Annotated in this window: 13 protein-coding genes; 3 read left to right on the forward strand and 10 right to left on the reverse strand. The window is 36.4% G+C overall.

The window, feature by feature from the left end:
* Position 1: 1 nt before the first annotated feature.
* From ABVM50_RS15175 to ABVM50_RS15205, 7 genes are all read right to left on the reverse strand, one after another.
* Entirely contained in the window at positions 2–682 is a 681-nt protein-coding gene (locus ABVM50_RS15175; RefSeq protein ID WP_405199337.1) for a response regulator transcription factor, read from the reverse strand.
* Entirely contained in the window at positions 675–2,045 is a 1,371-nt protein-coding gene (locus ABVM50_RS15180; protein WP_405199338.1) for a sensor histidine kinase, read from the reverse strand. The genes ABVM50_RS15175 and ABVM50_RS15180 overlap by 8 nt, the downstream gene beginning before the upstream one ends.
* Positions 2,046–2,441: 396 nt before the next feature.
* The gene (locus ABVM50_RS15185; RefSeq protein ID WP_405199339.1) at positions 2,442–3,098 is read right to left on the reverse strand and encodes an ATPase; all 657 of its coding nucleotides are present in this window, start codon (positions 3,096–3,098) and stop codon (positions 2,442–2,444) included.
* Complete coding sequence (locus tag ABVM50_RS15190) at positions 3,082–3,681, reverse strand: hypothetical protein (protein ID WP_405199340.1); 600 nt, start codon at positions 3,679–3,681, stop codon at positions 3,082–3,084. The genes ABVM50_RS15185 and ABVM50_RS15190 overlap by 17 nt, the downstream gene beginning before the upstream one ends.
* A 159-nt stretch (positions 3,682–3,840) precedes the next feature.
* The gene (locus ABVM50_RS15195) at positions 3,841–4,119 is read right to left on the reverse strand and encodes a helix-turn-helix domain-containing protein (RefSeq protein WP_298247945.1); all 279 of its coding nucleotides are present in this window, start codon (positions 4,117–4,119) and stop codon (positions 3,841–3,843) included.
* Between the two features lie 268 nt (positions 4,120–4,387).
* Positions 4,388–5,218, reverse strand: a complete 831-nt coding sequence (locus ABVM50_RS15200) for an RteC domain-containing protein (protein WP_405199341.1) — start codon at positions 5,216–5,218, stop codon at positions 4,388–4,390.
* 96 nt (positions 5,219–5,314) lie between these two features.
* Positions 5,315–7,723 (reverse strand): aminotransferase class I/II-fold pyridoxal phosphate-dependent enzyme, encoded by a 2,409-nt coding sequence (locus ABVM50_RS15205; RefSeq protein ID WP_405199342.1) that lies wholly within the window; start codon positions 7,721–7,723, stop codon positions 5,315–5,317.
* Between the two features lie 220 nt (positions 7,724–7,943).
* Here ABVM50_RS15205 and ABVM50_RS15210 point away from each other — a divergent pair, with 220 nt between their 5' ends.
* The 3 genes from ABVM50_RS15210 to ABVM50_RS15220 all read left to right on the forward strand — a co-directional run bounded on the left by ABVM50_RS15210 (position 7,944) and on the right by ABVM50_RS15220 (position 9,680).
* Positions 7,944–8,312 (forward strand): hypothetical protein, encoded by a 369-nt coding sequence (locus tag ABVM50_RS15210; RefSeq protein ID WP_405199343.1) that lies wholly within the window; start codon positions 7,944–7,946, stop codon positions 8,310–8,312.
* A gap of 19 nt (positions 8,313–8,331) precedes the next feature.
* Positions 8,332–9,249, forward strand: a complete 918-nt coding sequence (locus tag ABVM50_RS15215) for a helix-turn-helix domain-containing protein (protein WP_405199344.1) — start codon at positions 8,332–8,334, stop codon at positions 9,247–9,249.
* 146 nt (positions 9,250–9,395) lie between these two features.
* Entirely contained in the window at positions 9,396–9,680 is a 285-nt protein-coding gene (locus ABVM50_RS15220; protein WP_405199345.1) for a DUF6520 family protein, read from the forward strand.
* 103 nt (positions 9,681–9,783) lie between these two features.
* Here the strand turns inward: ABVM50_RS15220 and ABVM50_RS15225 are convergent, their stop codons facing one another.
* From ABVM50_RS15225 to ABVM50_RS15235, 3 genes are read right to left on the reverse strand one after another with little or no spacing between them, the layout of a single operon-like run.
* Entirely contained in the window at positions 9,784–12,618 is a 2,835-nt protein-coding gene (locus ABVM50_RS15225; RefSeq protein WP_405199346.1) for a M16 family metallopeptidase, read from the reverse strand.
* Positions 12,619–12,633: 15 nt separating this feature from the next.
* Positions 12,634–14,040 (reverse strand): RagB/SusD family nutrient uptake outer membrane protein, encoded by a 1,407-nt coding sequence (locus ABVM50_RS15230; protein ID WP_405199347.1) that lies wholly within the window; start codon positions 14,038–14,040, stop codon positions 12,634–12,636.
* A 10-nt stretch (positions 14,041–14,050) separates the two neighbouring features.
* Positions 14,051–17,047 carry a SusC/RagA family TonB-linked outer membrane protein gene (locus ABVM50_RS15235; protein WP_405199348.1) on the reverse strand — a complete coding sequence of 999 codons (2,997 nt, stop codon included), beginning with the start codon at positions 17,045–17,047 and terminating at the stop codon, positions 14,051–14,053.
* Positions 17,048–17,508 lie beyond the last annotated feature (461 nt).

Here is a 17,508-nt window from a genome sequence, read left to right on the forward strand (position 1 = left end):
TTTAGACAATTAACTTATAGCCGATTCCTCTAACATTTAAAATTTTCAGAGTTTTATCTTTGCTTAGTAATTTTCTTAGTTTACTTATAAATACATCCATACTTCGGGAAGAGTAGAAATCATTATTTGTCCACATTAAATCTAGCACTGTATTACGCTCTACAATTTGATTTCTATTTTGTGCTAGAAACAAAAGTAATTGACTCTCTCTGCTGGTAAGAGTATCGATTTGATCTTCCTTAAATTGCAGGGTTTGGTTATTCGGATTGAATTTGTACTTACCTAAAATCAGCTCGTGCAAATTATCATGTCCAGGTTTTCTGTTTACAAGGTTTTTTATACGTGCGATAAGTTCTTCTATGCTAAATGGTTTTTTGAGATAATCGTTTCCACCGGTGTCAAAACCAGTAACTACATCCTGAGGTTGAGATTTCGCAGTTAGAAATATGATAGGTGTTTGACCATCAATACTTCTAATTTCTTTAGTTAGGGTAAGTCCATCCTTTACAGGCATCATAATATCAATTACCAAAATATCGGGAGAATTTTGCTGGTACATTTGGAAAGCTTCTTCTCCATTTTGAGAGTGTAAAACAACAAAATCTCGTGTTTCAAGGCTCTCCTTAATAATTTGAGCTAGCGTTAACTCATCTTCCACTAATAACAGTTTTACTTTATTCATTAGGTATCGAAATAATAAATGAGGTCTTATTATCTTTAATAAGGATTTCTGCAGTACCATTATGTTTTTCAGCTATTTTCCTGACATAGAATAAACCAATACCGTAACCTTTTACATTGTGCAAATTGCCTTGTGGTACCCGGTAAAATTTATCGAAAATATTTACTGCCTGCTCGTTATTTAAGTTACTTCCATTATCACTTACTCTGATTGTCAATGCCTTTTTGTTTTCAATCACTACCTCAATTCGATTTCCGCCGTACTTAATGGCATTATCCAGTAAAGCACCCAGACAATTACCTAAATGAAATGGTTCAATGTTTGAAATGCTGTCTGAGTCCTCAGAAATGCTAAGAATAATCTCTTTTCCATTAGAATTCATCCTATAACTTTCAACAACTTCTGTTGCCCACTTTGAGATATCTACCTGGCATTTATCAAGGATCCAATTTCCAGAATCCAGGAGTGCAGTATCCATAAGCTGATCCACCATATTCTCTAGTTTTTTCAGCTGTTGATTTGAGTAATCTAAATATCTATTCGTTTTATCAATATCGCGGTTGGTATTAAAAAACCTTATGCTTTCGATGGCGGCTCCAATAGTTGCAATTGGAGTTTTAAATTCATGGGTGATATTGCTGATAAGGTCATTCTTTATTTCTGATAACTGTTTTTGCTGCTTGATTACCCATTGCATATAGAATAATGCGAATAGAATCGAGATCATCAATAGAAGGGAAATTAAGATACTTAGTAAACTATTTTTCAAAATAATATTGATGGCATTCGGAAATTGAATCTCTAAGCTTTCCCGGTTTTTCAGATAGGTAGATTTTCCGACTGCCTTAAATTCCCCAGATTGGTAAGATTTACTGCTAGAGGTAGCGAAAAGAGTATCATTTTTATAGTGGTTTATTTTATAGGGTACATCATAGTCTCTTCTATTAAGTTCTGCTGTAAAGAGACTTTTTAGCTTTTTAAAATTGATAGAGTCTTCGTTGATAGATATGTAAATATCCTTGATGTTATTTAACATTTTTAAGCTATCAATGGGTTTATTTCTACGAATCGCTAGTGTACTATCAGGACGAATTTTATCTATAATTTTCTTATTACCACCAGTGATCGTTAAATTATCAGGATGATTATTGGATTGCTTATCAACTTTAAACGAAACCGAATTTTCTCGCGTAAAGTTTACAAAGTAATTGTCAATTGCAACATCCAGTGCATTCTGAATTTCATTTTTAAAAGCAAGTGTGTTTTTTTGATATTCTGCATAACTCCAGTAGAGTTGAACTACTATGGTCAAAGCAATAACGATAGTAAGCAGATAAGGGATTCGACTGTATAGTTTTTTCATACTTCGAAGGAAGATAATATTTTAAATATACAGTAATAAGAGCTAGTTACAATCACCTATCTATAAAACAATATGATTTGAAAATTCAAAATTAAGTACATGATTTATCACTCATTGTATAAACTCAACATGTTTGCTACTTGGCCTTATAAATTTATACTTTATTCTTTCAAAATTATATCTGGATTAATTTAAGCAGCCTCGTGAATAGCTTTGATAGTCTGATAAATATGGTGTACTCTATAACTAAAAATCATTGCAAAGACCCTCAATGGTTGATAAAATCCTGGATGGATCAAAAGCTCTACTAGATAGCATTAGCATCTAGGAATAAGATTTCAAATACATATTCTCGATGGCAGTAATATAATTCAGTACAATGATAGAAATACAAAATTAACGTCTCTTATCTTTCGAATTAGTATCAAAAGCTATCAAATTAAACATCTCTCTCATTCTACTTCGAACGCGGGTTCCGTAACGATCTTCTAATTCTTCAGCATTCAAATTAGTCGTGGCATGTGTTTTAAGTCCATATTCAAGGTACAATTCATATCTGGAAAGCATGATTTCACCAATTACGTTGCAATCCTTCCCAAAAAATCTTCCGGTAGGTTCCACGCCCATATCGTCAAAGCATATAAATCCATTACCACCATAATCCTCAATTGTTTTATAGCCAATATGATTGAATCCAAAAACAATATTCCGACATGGGATAACTTCATAGCTTCGATAGTGTGGAACTAAATATCTAAGCAATTTAAGGATGCTCGTTTTACCACATCCTACCGGTCCACTCAAGAGTAAACCTTTAGAAATATCTAACTTATATCTTTGGCAGTTGATATGATCACGGATATAGTAATTACAGAGTTTATGTAGCAATGGATGATCTTTCTTATAAATTTTAAAATCTTTCCCGTATACCATTTTGCCTTTCGCATCTAAATACTCAAGCATTTTTGGGAATTCGTAGGTGATTTTTTTTCCATCATAACTACCCAGAATATACTCCATCCCGCCTTCCTGAATTTTACAAGGGTTGTTCATAGTTTTTTTCTTTACTAATTTTTAAATAATCTTTGGAGTTGGAATTCTTCTTTGGGCTTTCAAAAGTTCGATCCATCCAGCTTTTGGCGACGGCCTGCCAATCTCTTATCTTGGTACCATCTCTGGTTTTCCAATTATTTTTTTGATAAAAATCTAGGAATTTTACGCCCTCATCCGTTCCAAAACCCTTACTGATAAAAAAACTTAAAACCGCCTGCCTGTCATTTGGCAGCTTCTTTATGTTTACCTGTTTGTTATTGTTTTTAAAAGGTACCGGTGCCTGTCCAGTGCCAGTTCTATGGTTGTCTAATACTGGTTCATTAGAAGTCCGGTGCTGGTTCGGTACCGGTACAAATTCGGTACAGCCATCGACCTGATTTGTCGAAAACTCTTCGGCCAAAAATTCTAGTTGGAAATCCTCTTCCTGTGATATGACCGGTTTGGGGTAACTAAACGTTTTCATACTTACTTCACTTCCTTTGTATGAATTATTAGAGGGAAAATAACCCAGATAACCCCATGCATCAAGATCTTTTAAGCATTTATGATAGGTTCCTTTTGAGCCTATTTTAGATGCATTCATTAGCTCTTGTCGGTTTATATAAAATGTTCTCGAAAAATGGCTTGTATTCCAGGTCTGAAATAAACTGAAGTACAAGCTCACGTGAGTAGCGTTCAATCGGTTATCACCAATTATTTTCTGTTGTGCGGCTATTAAAAGTTTAATGTAATTCATGATTAATTAATATTTGTTGTAGACCTTATTCTCGGCCAATACTTCTTGAATATCCTGAGCATCGTAGTAAATAAGTCCGCCTATTTTTGAAAAGGGTAGCGTTCCATTTATTCTTAGATTTTGAAGTGTACCAGGGGAGATTTCAAGCAACTTCATGACATCTGTAGATTTTAGCCATTTTTTAGTAACACCTCCTTGTTGCTGGTTTAGTAAATCGGTGATTCCAGAAAGTAATTCCTCTTTGAATACTTTCAAATCTTCTGTAGTAACAATATTTGTTGGCATAATAAAATGTTTTTAAAGAAATGCCACTGCGTGAAACATTCAAGACGGTGGCATTTCTATTGATTTGACTTTCAATACAAATTTGGTATCCATTTAGGTCATTTCATCCCAAGTTGCACCTGACTACGATAAATTTTAACCATGTTAAATTCTATCCCAGACATCGAATAATTGAAGGTAGAATTTTAAAATTGATGAAAATGAAGGTGCCAAAGCTCATTGGGAGTACTATCAGAATTTGTCGGAGTCAGGAACGTATACCGAAAAATTAGGCCTCATCGTCCCGTTGCATTTTTCGTTCCAGTTGAGTAATGAGTTGAGTTAGGTATTTTGTTCTATTGCTCTTTCGAGCCTTAATTTCCGAATACGTTTTATAGATATTATCCAGTTTGACATTAAAAATATCTTCAAAAGATGTACTTATGGTTTGCAAATCAACAGTACCATGGTTTAAATCTCCGCTGGAATACAAGGCATATATAAGCTCTACCAAGGCGGTTTTGGAACCGGACCACAACAAGAGTTTATGTGTTTTTTCAGGAATTAATGTATTACCCGGCTGAAGCTTTTGAAGGCTCTCTCTTATATAGTGGATTAACCTGTATAATGCCTGAACTTTAGCCCATAACATATCATGAGAGGTAGAAAATTCAGGATATTGATAATAATTGATTGTTGGAGTAAAGGGAAAATCATTTCTAAAATTCCGAGTAAAGAATTGATGGTCCAGGTACTCATGATTTTGTTCCATATAGTGAACAAAATCATTATTCTGGGCGAAGAACTTATTCACCTTTTTAATTTCCTTTTCCAGGTAATGTATTTTATGTTTTACACCCGCTTTAGGTATTGTGAGTTCACAAGATCTAACCTCCGTAAAATAAATCAGGTAGCTCATGGGAAAAGGTTTGATATTTTTAAAGAAATCTATTTCAGAGCTAGGGTCTTCAAAATCCTCCTTTTCTACTTTGGATTGCAAACTGGAGAGCATGTCATTACAGAGCCTGATTCCATAGTCGGCTTTCTTTAAATGTGAATCACTGGATTTAATAATCTGATCCAATTTATCTGTAAATAAATTCATTGCTTCCTCAAACATTGGGTTAGTATTTATGGAAAACAGGTAATAGCGTTGTTGAGCGTTCTTCAATATCGCTGTGGTTATTTGTAAGGAATTTGTAGCTTGTAAAATAGATCAATCATTCCTTAGCCAATCAAGAGCTTCCATGGCAAAATTATCGCGAGTTTGAAAGTAGGCGCATCTCGGTATAACGGTTGCCCCTACTTTTCTTTTTTCGAATCCAGCGGTCAATCCAAAATCAATTCTGGAATTCCCTAGTTCTTTGGCCCTCAAGATAGTTTGATATAACAGTTGTCTGTAAACGTTATATTCCCTTGAGAATTCGTAATCCATGCCTACTACTGCTGGGGCATAAATATTATTAGCGTTTTTATAACAAAACATTACCCCGGCCAGCTGCATATTTTTCTCTTTAAGATATAGCAATATGAATTCCCATTGCGAAGACACGTTCATATGCTGAAATAAGGAAAAGGGGTAACTAAAAGTATTGAGTCCAAGATTATTTTTCTTGACGGCGACATAGAGATCATAGCATTTCTCGAGTTCGATTTCACTAATTTTCTGCTGAACCTGGATCTGTAATGTATCCTTAAAGGCTTCAATATCTTTTCTAAAATGTTTTCTGGAACTTTTACTCAGAGTATTTAGATATCCTTTTTGGTCCTCCCAATCGAATGCTGAATAAATTGCTGCTTCAGGCATAGCGACCCGAACAAATCCCTTATTATGTAGAAATGTTTTAACAGGCTCGTTATCTGGTTCAAAATCTCGCAGGATCAGATATTGAGGATGTAATTTTTTTTCCAGAATTTCTAATTGTGCTAATAGCATATTAAGGGCTTCCTGCCAGTTTGAATCTTCCTGGCACAGGTACAAATGTTCCCCTTCCGTAATCATGGAACCCATACAAAGACATGTAGTAGTATGAAAATAGGGGTTATTACTCCTCTCTTTTTCCAGTTTTTCGGAAACCGATCGTGGAGCTAGCATATCTTCTTTCCACAATCCAAAAGAAAAAAAAGTGGCCAGGATACATTTATCCTGCTCATCCTTCACTAGATAATAAAAGAACTTGTAGTTATGCTCCGGCAGATCGTTGGATTTAAAAACGTGTTCTAGAGATAAAAGACCAGTCCAGTCATAGAAACCATGCGAACCAACCGTTTTATTCCATAGTTCAGGAGCAACCTTTTCAATAGTATCATAATACTCCAGGGATAAACTTGTTTTAGGGATTTGACTGACTGCAACTTTTTTATCTATTTTGCCAAAGGCGAAATGAACCCGCTCCAGGGTAGTATGCGTATCTGCCAAGGATTTAGGGAAGTTTTCAGCAATAGCTTCCACTAATCCCTTAATTTCTTCTTTTTCATTATTTCTGGATATGGTAATCCGAAGGCCTGTATTCTTTACCGGAACTGCAGGGAATATACCTGTGTTCACATAATAGCCAGCTTTTATGAGCCTGTTTACCAGGTTAAACCCGGTTTCGGGCATACCCGCTCCAATATAAAAAACCGGAGAATCGTTATTTGTAATTAGAGGGAGATCTGTTTGCTGTAAACATTCATTGAAATAGGTAATTCGATCCAGCAATTCTTCCTGCATGCTATAAATTTCATCGCTTAGATGAATTTTTGCCGAAGCAATGGCCGCTCCCACGGAACCAGGTTCCAATTGTACCGAAAATGTCAGGGGCCCTCCAAAGTTTTTTATCCTTTGGTGAATTTTTTTATCGTTACAAACCATAACCGCTCCGCTGGCACCGAATGTTTTGCTTAGTGTACCAAATAGAATAGTCCTGTCCGGTAGCTTTTTTAAAACACTCATTACATAACCACTACCGTGTTTTCCCTTCCAGCTCATTCCGTGTACATCATCAAAATAAATATGAAGCTGAGGATATTGATCTGATAATAGCATCAATTCTTTAATAGGTGCATAATCTCCGTACATGGAATACATACCATCAGCCATATACCAGATTTTATCACATTTCGATTGCAGTTTTTTAATTTTATCCTCCAACATTTGTAGGTTATTATGGCGAATCATCTCTACAGGGACAGAACGGAGCTTTAAAGGATTTACTGCACTCTGTACACTCCAATGCACCTGGTGGTCTAAAATCACGCCATCGTTATCACCCACCACCGTTGGTATAACGCCTAAGTGTCCTAAGGTACTGTTCTTGGTAATGACCACTGGACTTTCATAAATGTCATACATCAGGGATTCCAGTTCGGCATATAGAGGATGAGAAACATATGATTTTGATAGAGGAAATTGAGTTCCATAAGCCTCGATGGCTTTGATAGCTCCTGCTTTTAAACGGGCATCCTGTGCCAGGCCTAAATAACCAGTAGTACCAAAGTGAAAAAGCTTATTTCCTTTGATTTGAATTTGTCTTCCATTAAAACTTTCACCTTCTGCGTATAAATGTAATGCTCCGGATGCTTTGGCGTTAGTCATTACCTCAATAACCGTATCCAGCAGATTGTTGTGTTTAATTTTAGCCATGTTCAAAATTTTAAGCTCTATGAAGCTAATAAAAGATTTTATAGATCAGGCAGTTATAAAATAATAAGCCCTCCTAGGCAAATCATAAACTTTAAAGGCAAATACCTGTAAATGCGTTCAAAATGTGGGATTTGGGGAGTGAAGTAGCAATAGCTAATAGAAAACGTTATGAAATGATAGTTATAATTTGACTAAATTTAATTAATTAAATAGGGCTCCAATGACCAATGGTGATGAATATGTGCACTTTTGGATTGAAGAAGGTATTCTTCATTTTGTTTACAAGCCAAATACCGTAATCGATCTAAATGCTGCCAAAGCAGTAGTAAAAAGCAGACTCCGTTTTCAAAATGGTGTTGCTTATCCTATTTTGTGTGATGTAAGACAACTAAAAAGCGCCAGTAAACCGGCGAGAGAGTACCTGGCAGAAAAAGGTTGTTTCAATGCCCTCGCAGTAGCCTTTGTAATTGACCAGGCGTACTCCGGCACTTTAATTAAAGCTTTTATCAATATCAGTAATCCTTCAGTCCCTACCAAGGAGTTTACGACGGTCCCGGAGGCTTTGGGATTTTTAAATCATTATATCTAATTCATTAAAACCACCTACTATGTATAGTGCCAATTTCCAACGTAGGGTACAGGAAATTCTCGATTTTATTACTGAAATAACATTAGGAAATTACACTTACACGCTGCCCCTAAGAAACCAGAAGAATGAACTGGAGCAAATAGTGCTTTCCCTAAATACCATGGTAGAAGAAATAGACACGGTGGTTCACCAGATCAATCATGAAAAAAGCAGAGAGATTATAGAAAATATGGTCTTTTATCTTGATCGTAATTTACATATCGTTTCCTATTCTGATAATGTAGAGGGTGTTCTAAGATATTCAAAAGCAGATTTAATACATAAGCCGGTAAAGCTAATTTTAAGTGACACCACTAAATTACCAGGAGATCTTTCCGAACTTCTTAAACACACCATAGAAGAAAATCTGTCCTTTACTGTTGAATTCAGACATCAAAATGGTTATTTGTGGTGCGGCAACGCCTACCTGCACCAAATGGTTAGCCTGGGAAAGAAGAGCTTTACCCTTTCCGTTTTTAAAACAGTTTTTCAGAATCCAAAATTTGAAACAAGCTTACAGGAAAAGAACAGAAGAAGCCAAAAGTATCCAAGTGAATACCGAAGCCTGCTATTACAGGATCAGCGTGATCTGGTGCGAAGGTTACATAAATATGTCATGCAGAGGCTGGATAGAAAATTAAAAAAACTTCCTGTAATCGCCGGAGAAGTTGGAGGGAGTACCAGTAAAATTAAAATAATTTTTAAGCGTGCTTATGGGGATACCATATATGCTTTTCATCTGCGTAAGCGGCTGGATAAAGCCTATACGTTACTAAAAGATACCAGCACACCCATCAATGAAATTGCAGAAGAATGTGGATTTAAAAGTTTTTCACATTTTTCAAGATCCTTCAAAAAAGAGCATGGCATCACCCCTAGCCAAGCCCGAAAATCCTGATTATATAACATACCAGGCAAATTTAAAATCCTTAAAGGCTAACTATTAACCCTTTAAAGATGGACCTTTATATTAAATCTTAAGGCGCAATAAGTAGGAGAAGCCGAAAATCCTCTAAAGAGTAGGTATCATTTAAATTTAATATTATGAAAAAGTTATTTTTAATTCCAGTAATGGCGCTTTTAGTTGTATTTGGTATGTCTTTTACAAACTTAGAAAGCGAAACTGAAGAGCAACCTGAAATAGTTGCTAGTGATTACATCCGTAATAATGGATCCTGGGAAGCAATTCCGGAACAAAACTGTGCTACCGGTTCAGAAACGTGTAGAGTTCAGTTTGGAGTAGGTGGACCTGTTTTCGATGTATACGATGAAATGTTATTGAACACGCTAAAAGCTAGTGACTCTCCAGAGCCAACTATTTTAAATTAATTTTCAATAAATAGTTGAATTGCTCAGGTGTAAAAGCACATCGTACTTCAAAACGATGTGCTTTTCTTTAAATTACTTCCCAGTATTATGTTGATTTGATTATTTAATTCTGATACCAATAAGGTATGACTTTAAATTTTTGAAGATTATCTTCTGTCAAATACATTTTAAGGGCAGCATTAAAATCATCAAGACTTATAAAATGATTTAAAATAGATTCATATGAAAGAATTATTTTTTCACCATTATTTTTATTTAAAATAGCTTCCTGTAAAAAATCTGACCAGAAATCGAAATACCCATAAGTATTTATTTGTTTTTCGAAGGCCAATCTTTCATCAATTATAATTCGGTCGAAAGTCTCCTGATCAATCCCCTTTTCACGCAATTCCCTCATTTCCTCAAGAGCCATTCTAATCATTCTTTCTTCATCACCCAATTTACTATCAAAATAAATCTTAAAAGAGAATATTGCATTTTCAGGATCAACCATGGTGCCCCATGCACCGGGAGCATAAGATCCATCGCGGAGCCGAGCATGCTCTCGTTGATTTAGAACTCTTGAAATAAGTTGTAGGAGTATCTGCGTTTTTGCATCCTTTTCAATTTTTACTGGTAAATACAAATGAACGTATACCTGATTCAGGTTTCTATATCTTATAATTTCATCTTTTGTTTTTAAGGGAAATTTATATTTCGCTTTATTGTTTTTAGAATCACTACTAATTGGTAAACCAGCTAGTTTCTCAAGTAGTATTGGCTTTATCGTTTCTATATCAAAATCTCCCGTCACTATAAAAGTGAAATCATTGAAATTAGAGTACCACTTATCATGACTATTAAATATTTCTTCTATCGTTAATTGATTCAAAAAATCTGAGCTTAACACTGGAACCATAGGATACCAAAGAGCTTCTATTTTATCCATAAAAAACTCAGAAGAACCTCTCACAGAATTCCCTTTCAAATCCTTTATTTGATTTTTCTTCCAAACATTAAAGGCCAATGTGTCCTTTCTTGGCTCCTTAGCGTACAAGTGGATAAGATTTAAAAGCTCACCTATTTTATTTGCAGGAGCATCTCCATCAATCGATTGTACATCCTTATTAGTCTCATATCTAATTTTCAACTTATGATCCTGTTTAAATTTTTCCAGTTGAAAACTATCGTAAGGCCCTGCACCTAAATACTGTAACGCTTCCGGAACACTGACAGCACTCAAGTAGTTAAATCTTTTCTGAATTGAAACAGGATTAGGTCTAAATGCTCGAATTGAAACCTTCTTTTCAAATATATCAGAAACGGGTGTTGCAGGTTTAAGAATAAATTGAATACCATTTTCGAGGTTTATGGTCACAACATCAAGAATGCTTTCGGACTGTTCGAAATTTAAACCACGAATTTTATTAGACAATGGGAATAGTGAATCTAAAGAACTAATTTCTTTCAGTGGATCTTTGATAGACCCTATTTGTGTTTCTTGAACCTCTGAAATCCATTTCTTCAATATTTCTTGTTTCGGAATTTGAGTTTGATTTCCTGAAAAGAATATATAATCTGAGTTTTTCTGTAAGTCTCCAATACCTGCTGCAAATTGCTGAGTTGCCGTTAAGTCAATTTGATCCAACAATCCAAATATCATTTCACGCTCCATTTCAGGATTTAACGCTGCATTACCATAAACAAAATGTGCAGTATATCTACCTGCCAAAATCCTGGAATTTTTAGTATCTTCTTTTGAATATTGGATTCGCAACTGGTCTTTAGCGTCTGCTAATTCTGAAGTAGAGTAATTCTCATGCAGCTGTCTCCATGCTAATAAGCCAGATTTAAAATCTTTTTCCATATTACGAGAATCACTATTTTCGAAGTCGACATTCATTATACTGGCATATAACTGACCATGACCCAATCCTCCTGCTTTAAAATTAGGGGTAAAGTTTACAAAAGGTGGCGCATATTGTTCTTTTATTCTTTTGGCTCTGGTTCCAACTATGATTTCATAAAGTTCTTGTAAGAGCTTGTTTTTAAAATCGCTCCCGTTTTTTACCGAATATTTGTTATTTAATACTTTTGACAATACGGATAATCTAAGTTCAGACTGTATTGTATCCTTCAAGTAAATTATCTGGTTCTCTGAAGGTAGCGTAGCTATTTCAGCTTTAATTATTTTATCGGCATCTCTAATCCTTTTGGGTATTTTTAAATCTGAAAAAAGATTTTTTACTTGCTTTTCGACACTATCTACTTCAACGTTTCCTACGATGATAGCAGCTTGTAAATCTGGTCTATACCAGTCTTCATAAAAATCCAGAAAAGACTGTCTATCGAAATTATTCATACTCTTATTCCTTTCAGCATGACTATTTATACTCAAGCCAGTATTATCTATCAAGATATTTTTTATGGTATCCATTGCCCATTTTCTATGAGGGTTTTGTGAACGAGATTCTCCTAATACTGCATTTCGTTCTACATCGATTGATTCCTGATCCAGAACAATATCCTTTGCCCAATCCCTTACCAGCTGCAATCCATTATTGATCCCCACCTTATCTTTGGATGGTATCCATGCATAATACAAAGTAAAAAAGGAACTAGTCTGAGCATGAATTCCACGTCCTGCTGTCTTAAAGTATTTTAGTTTCTGCGGAAAATGTTTTGGTTCTTTATATCCCATATGTTCTAACAAATGGGCGTATTCCAATTGATTTTCGTTTTGATGTAGAATACCCGCTTTTACTACTAATCGCAATTCTGTAGTTTCTGAATCATTGTCCTTGATATAATATGTAAAACCATTATCGAGCTTACCATAACGCACCGTAGGATCGAGATTGAAGGTTTCAGTTATAGTATCCTGAACTACTGGTTGACTTTGAACCCAGATCGAAGACAGTAATAAGCATAATGTAATTAGTGTAGTTTGAAATTTCATTCTTACTTAATTTAATTAATAGCCGTTGTTCTGGCTTAAATTTGGATTTTTCATGCGCTCTGCAGATGGTATGGGATAGAAGACGTCCGTCGCTTCCCAAAATGGATTATCCATACTTAGAATCTGATCTGCTCGGTTAGTTCGCTTTAAGTCTAGCCAGCGATGTCCCCATTCTGTAAATAGCTCTTTTCTACGTTCTTGTAAAATTGCTACTAGTAAGTCATCCTTTTCTATTTCAGGATTCAGTTGCGCAACAGGTTCCAATCCGGCTCTTTCTCTTACAATGTCTAAATCCTGAATAGCTTCAGATAGATTTCCTTGTTGCGCTCTGGCCTCAGCTCGAATTAAATATTGCTCTGCTAAACGTAAAACCATGGAATATTCCTGGATAGGAAACATGGTGCTGTTTCTTATTTTGTATTTGTAGGAGAAGTATGCGTTTTTACTCTCATTAAAGCCAATCCAATTTGAACGTCTTATATCATCATCCTCAAATCGAGCTACAAAATCATCCCTTAATTGAATACTGGCAAAAAAGGAAAATACCGGGTCTATAATGAATAAAGCTCCATCATTTGTATGTGTAACAATACCGCCCCCACCTATTGGAGAGATTTGCCAGATCGCCTCTTTACTATTGGCTAGAAAAACCTGGTTGAGATCATCTAAAATTTCGTAGGTTCCAGATTCAGCAATAACCTGTGAACTAAAATTTTCAGCGTTTTGCCAATCCTCCATGTATAGATAAACCCTGGATAACAAGGCTTTGACCACAAATATATTTACACCGGTGCGTTCAGTATTTCTATAATCTGAAGCAACAGATTGTTCTGCACTATGCAAATCTTCCAGAATTTGTTCATAGATTTCATTTTGAGGAGACCTGGAAGCCAGTTCGTTTACCTGGTAATTTGTGCTCAGGATTAAGGGAATATCCCCATAAATATTTACTAATTGGAAATAAGTAAAAGCTCTGACAAATCTGGCTTCTCCTTGCAGCTGCTCTTTAAGTTCATCACCAAGATTTGTAGATTCCTCCAGGCCTTCCAGGAAAGAATTTGTGAGGTAAATCATATTATACGCACTTTTCCATAGATCTAAATTGAGAGTGTTATCTGGTTGAATTTCATTTTGTTCAAATTCCATACTGGAGAGATTCGTTGTACTTATGTTTTGAATGTTATCTGCAGACAATCCGGCCAGTAGGGTAACACTTGTTCTGGAACCACTAGAAAAGGCAGCTAAATAAAGCTGGTTATAAATTCCCTGCATCGCTCCCAGTGCAGTCTCTTCGCTTTCAAACACCTGGCTTCGTACTAATTGATTATTTGGTGCATCTACTTCGACAAACTCTTCACAGGAAACCATAAAGATGCTGCAAATCAGTAGCAGGTATTTATTATAATAGCTATGTATTTTCATAATTTAATTTTTAAAAAGTTAATTGTACTCCACCGGTAATGGTGCGTAATGCTGAAAAGGCTGTACTGGAATAGGGAAATTCTGGATCTAAACCGTTATAGGATGTAATAGTGAAAAGGTTTAGAGCATTTAGAAATACCTTTAAATTCGAAACGCCTAGAGGTTGAAGTGCTGCACCTGGAAGTGTATACCCGAGACTAAGCGTTTTTAATCTCAAGAAAGAAGCATCCTCAACAGTTGCATTGCTATTACTATAAAATGAATAGGCCGTATTAGATGGAAATGTTTGAGATACTCTTTGATAAATTGAATTTTCACCCAAAGCCTCAAGACTTATGTCTCGCTGGTTCTGCAAGGTCCCTGTATTTACCAGGTTTGAACTTCCTTCCTGCTTTACAAATTGCCATAAGAAATCCAGACCAAAGTTTTTATAATTTAAAGTATTGCTAAATCCTCCAAAGAATTGTTGTGATCTATCCTGAATACGAACTCTATCTTCAAAATCAAACCTTCCATCATCATTTACATCTAGAAACTTATAGAATCCTGTATCCGGATCTATCCCTTCATATTGGTAGTGAAGAGCAATATTTAAAGGCGCACCCACTCTATAAGTATTTGCGTATGTAGATTGATCTATTTCAGGATAGCTTAGCAATTTATTCTTAGGCAAGGTAAAATTTAAAGCAGCCCTCCAACTAAAATGATCTCGATCAATGAGGGAAGCAGAAGCTTCCAGTTCCCAACCTGTATTTTCAATCGTTGCAGGCAAGTTTGCCTGTACGCTTGAAAATCCTGTTATACCCGGCAATGTATATCCAACCAATTGATTTGATGACCTGTTTCTATACCAGCTAGTCCCAAATAGAATCGTATTGTTTATAAAACCTAATTCAATTCCTAACTCCAGCTTTTTATTCACCTCCCAGGAATAGTCTTTATTAGCCAGCCTGGTAGGATATAGTCCTCCCATACCAATGGTTGCCTGGTAAGCGTCCAGGTATCCATAATCGCCAATTTGATCGTTCCCAGTGGTTCCATAACTTCCCCTTAATTTCCCCAAGGATAAAAATGGAAGCGCTTTTTGTACCCATGATTCTTCTGAAAAGATCCAGGCACTTCCCAAGGCACCGAAATTTGCAAAGCGATTATTGGGGCCAAATCTTGAAGATCCATCATTTCGACCTGTAAAATTGAGGTAATACTTGTGATCATAATTTAAACCAACGCGGGCAAATAGCGAGGTGTATTTGTATGCGGCTGAAGCGTTTTGAGGACTTAAAATTTTCTCTGCGGCAGCAAGATTTCCTATCAATACCTCAGATGCGTATCCTGTACCAAGAAAGCTTAACCGGTCGCTATTATTCTCCTGAAAAGTTGCCCCGAGAATAGATTCTATTTGGAACTTATTAAAACTGCTGTTATACAATAGCTGCGGTTCTATAATCCAAGAATCTCTAGTGGAATTTAAGTGTGAAGAATTATTCTGTTCCTGGTTCGCTGGGTTGTAGGATTTTGCTGGAAGCTTCCACAATTCAGCACTTTGGTAATCTGTATATCCTAGATTAGCTTTAGCCGTGAATCCATTAAAGATCTCATAGCTCAGGCTCATGTTGGAAATTAGATGATTTGTTTTTGTGGTGTTGTAATTATAATATCCTTTTAAAGGGTTATCAAGTCCCGCTTCGCTCCATGCTTCCCAACTCAAGCTCCCGTCTTCCTGGAAGACCGAAGGAGCATTAGGAGGCAGCAGGTAAATGGCCGAATTCAGGTTTAGGTTTCCCACAAGATTATTCACATCAAGACCATAATTCATCGAAAAATTTAAGTTGAAACGCTTATCTGAAGAATGATGATTGATATTAAGATTTCCGGTGACCTTGCGGTATTTGTAATCCCCTGGATATACAGTACCCTGTGTAAAATAAGATCCCCCCATACGGAAAGAAGTATTTTCAGAACCTCCGGAAAAATTCAAACTGGTATTCATTGTTCTGGAAGTACCTCCAAAAGCAAATTCCTGCCAGTCTGTATAGCGATCATTGTCCCACAGCAATAAATCATATGCATTACGTTCGGTAGGTTCCACTTCATCGTTTTGAAAAGCCCTCCGTCGAATTCGCAGATATTCATCAGTATTGAGTAATTCCAGCCGATTAGGTACGGTGGCCACACCTGTATAAAAGTTAGCCTCTACGGTTGTCTTTTTTAATGTTCCGTTTTTAGTGGTAACCAGGATCACTCCATTAGCTCCCCGGGAACCATAAATAGCAGTAGCATCGGCATCTTTTAATACCTCAATACTTTCTATATTAGAAAGACTAAGATTATTTAAAGGATCTATCCCAGCACTTCCCAAGAGAGAATTACTCTCTACAGGCGTGGAATTAATGGGAACACCATCAATAATATACAAAGGATAATTACCTTCAGCCCGTAAACTGTTTTGACCTCTAATTTGGATAATTCCTGCCATCCCGGGATGACTTCCTCCCGGAGTCACCTGTAGCCCGGCAACCCTCCCTTGCAGCGCTTGCAATGGGCTTACTACAGGCTGGTTTTCAATTTCTGAAGCAGTCACCCTAGAGATATTCCCGGTACGCTCCCGCTCGGTAACCGTGTAATACCCTGCATTGATGGTTACTTCCTCAAGCGCATCTACATCATTTTCCAGAGATATGGAAAGGACCGATTGATTTTCAACCAGGATTTCCTGCGGTTTGTAACCTACAAAGGAAAATATCAAAACATCACCTGGATTCGCGACAATGTCATAGCGCCCCTCTATATTGGTAGTGGTTCCATAATTTTTCCCATCTACCCTCACGGTAACCCCTAAAAGTGGTTCTCCAGTGGGACCGGTAACGGTACCGCTTATTTGTTGTTGATAAAGATCATGGTGATAGGGAGTAGCCGCCTGCACCTCACCTATGGCCAGAATGACCAGAATGGCCATGGCCAGGAGAAACATGATTGCAAGCATGCCTCTCTTGTAATTATTTTTCATAATTTTACAGTAGTTAAATGAAACATTAGTTTTATGAAAGCTTAGGCCTTCCCTACCAGACGCCAATCTTAAGGGAAGGCTTTCTTGCTTTTACCCGTCAAAACGAGTGTTCCTCTTTTTCTTTTTTCATGTGCAGTTCTTTTTTTTAGCTAAAACAAACTCATCATATGGAGCAAAAAAGGCATCCATGTCCCGTTTACCCACTGCCCTCCACTTCTTAATAGAAATGAAAGGCAGTTCCCAACCCAACTACTGTAGTAATAGGACTCCACAGTAACCCACGGGATTGTTAAATTGTTTTCCTGTTCCCGCAAACAGGATTTATAAATACACTGCATAAGCGAGTGCCGGCCACGATGGCCTGTAACTATATGTAGGGTATATTTAAATTTTAAATACGAATTCTTATCGTGAAGAAACAACAGCTTTGAGAAGAAAAGTTACCGCATAAAAAATGGGCG

It is taken from the genome of Christiangramia sp. LLG6405-1 (assembly GCF_045055805.1).
Taxonomy (GTDB): Bacteria; Bacteroidota; Bacteroidia; order Flavobacteriales; family Flavobacteriaceae; genus Christiangramia.

What these genes read in the sequence shown, in the direction of transcription:
- ABVM50_RS15175 (WP_405199337.1), bottom strand. Translation starts at nt 682, where the DNA reads ATGAATAAAGTAAAACTGTTATTAGTGGAAGATGAGTTAACGCTAGCT.
- ABVM50_RS15180 (WP_405199338.1), bottom strand. Translation starts at nt 2,045, where the DNA reads ATGAAAAAACTATACAGTCGAATCCCTTATCTGCTTACTATCGTTATT.
- ABVM50_RS15185 (WP_405199339.1), bottom strand. Translation starts at nt 3,098, where the DNA reads ATGAACAACCCTTGTAAAATTCAGGAAGGCGGGATGGAGTATATTCTG.
- ABVM50_RS15190 (WP_405199340.1), bottom strand. Translation starts at nt 3,681, where the DNA reads ATGAATGCATCTAAAATAGGCTCAAAAGGAACCTATCATAAATGCTTA.
- ABVM50_RS15195 (WP_298247945.1), bottom strand. Translation starts at nt 4,119, where the DNA reads ATGCCAACAAATATTGTTACTACAGAAGATTTGAAAGTATTCAAAGAG.
- ABVM50_RS15200 (WP_405199341.1), bottom strand. Translation starts at nt 5,218, where the DNA reads ATGTTTGAGGAAGCAATGAATTTATTTACAGATAAATTGGATCAGATT.
- ABVM50_RS15205 (WP_405199342.1), bottom strand. Translation starts at nt 7,723, where the DNA reads ATGGCTAAAATTAAACACAACAATCTGCTGGATACGGTTATTGAGGTA.
- ABVM50_RS15210 (WP_405199343.1), top strand. Translation starts at nt 7,944, where the DNA reads ATGACCAATGGTGATGAATATGTGCACTTTTGGATTGAAGAAGGTATT.
- ABVM50_RS15215 (WP_405199344.1), top strand. Translation starts at nt 8,332, where the DNA reads ATGTATAGTGCCAATTTCCAACGTAGGGTACAGGAAATTCTCGATTTT.
- ABVM50_RS15220 (WP_405199345.1), top strand. Translation starts at nt 9,396, where the DNA reads ATGAAAAAGTTATTTTTAATTCCAGTAATGGCGCTTTTAGTTGTATTT.
- ABVM50_RS15225 (WP_405199346.1), bottom strand. Translation starts at nt 12,618, where the DNA reads ATGAAATTTCAAACTACACTAATTACATTATGCTTATTACTGTCTTCG.
- ABVM50_RS15230 (WP_405199347.1), bottom strand. Translation starts at nt 14,040, where the DNA reads ATGAAAATACATAGCTATTATAATAAATACCTGCTACTGATTTGCAGC.
- ABVM50_RS15235 (WP_405199348.1), bottom strand. Translation starts at nt 17,047, where the DNA reads ATGAAAAATAATTACAAGAGAGGCATGCTTGCAATCATGTTTCTCCTG.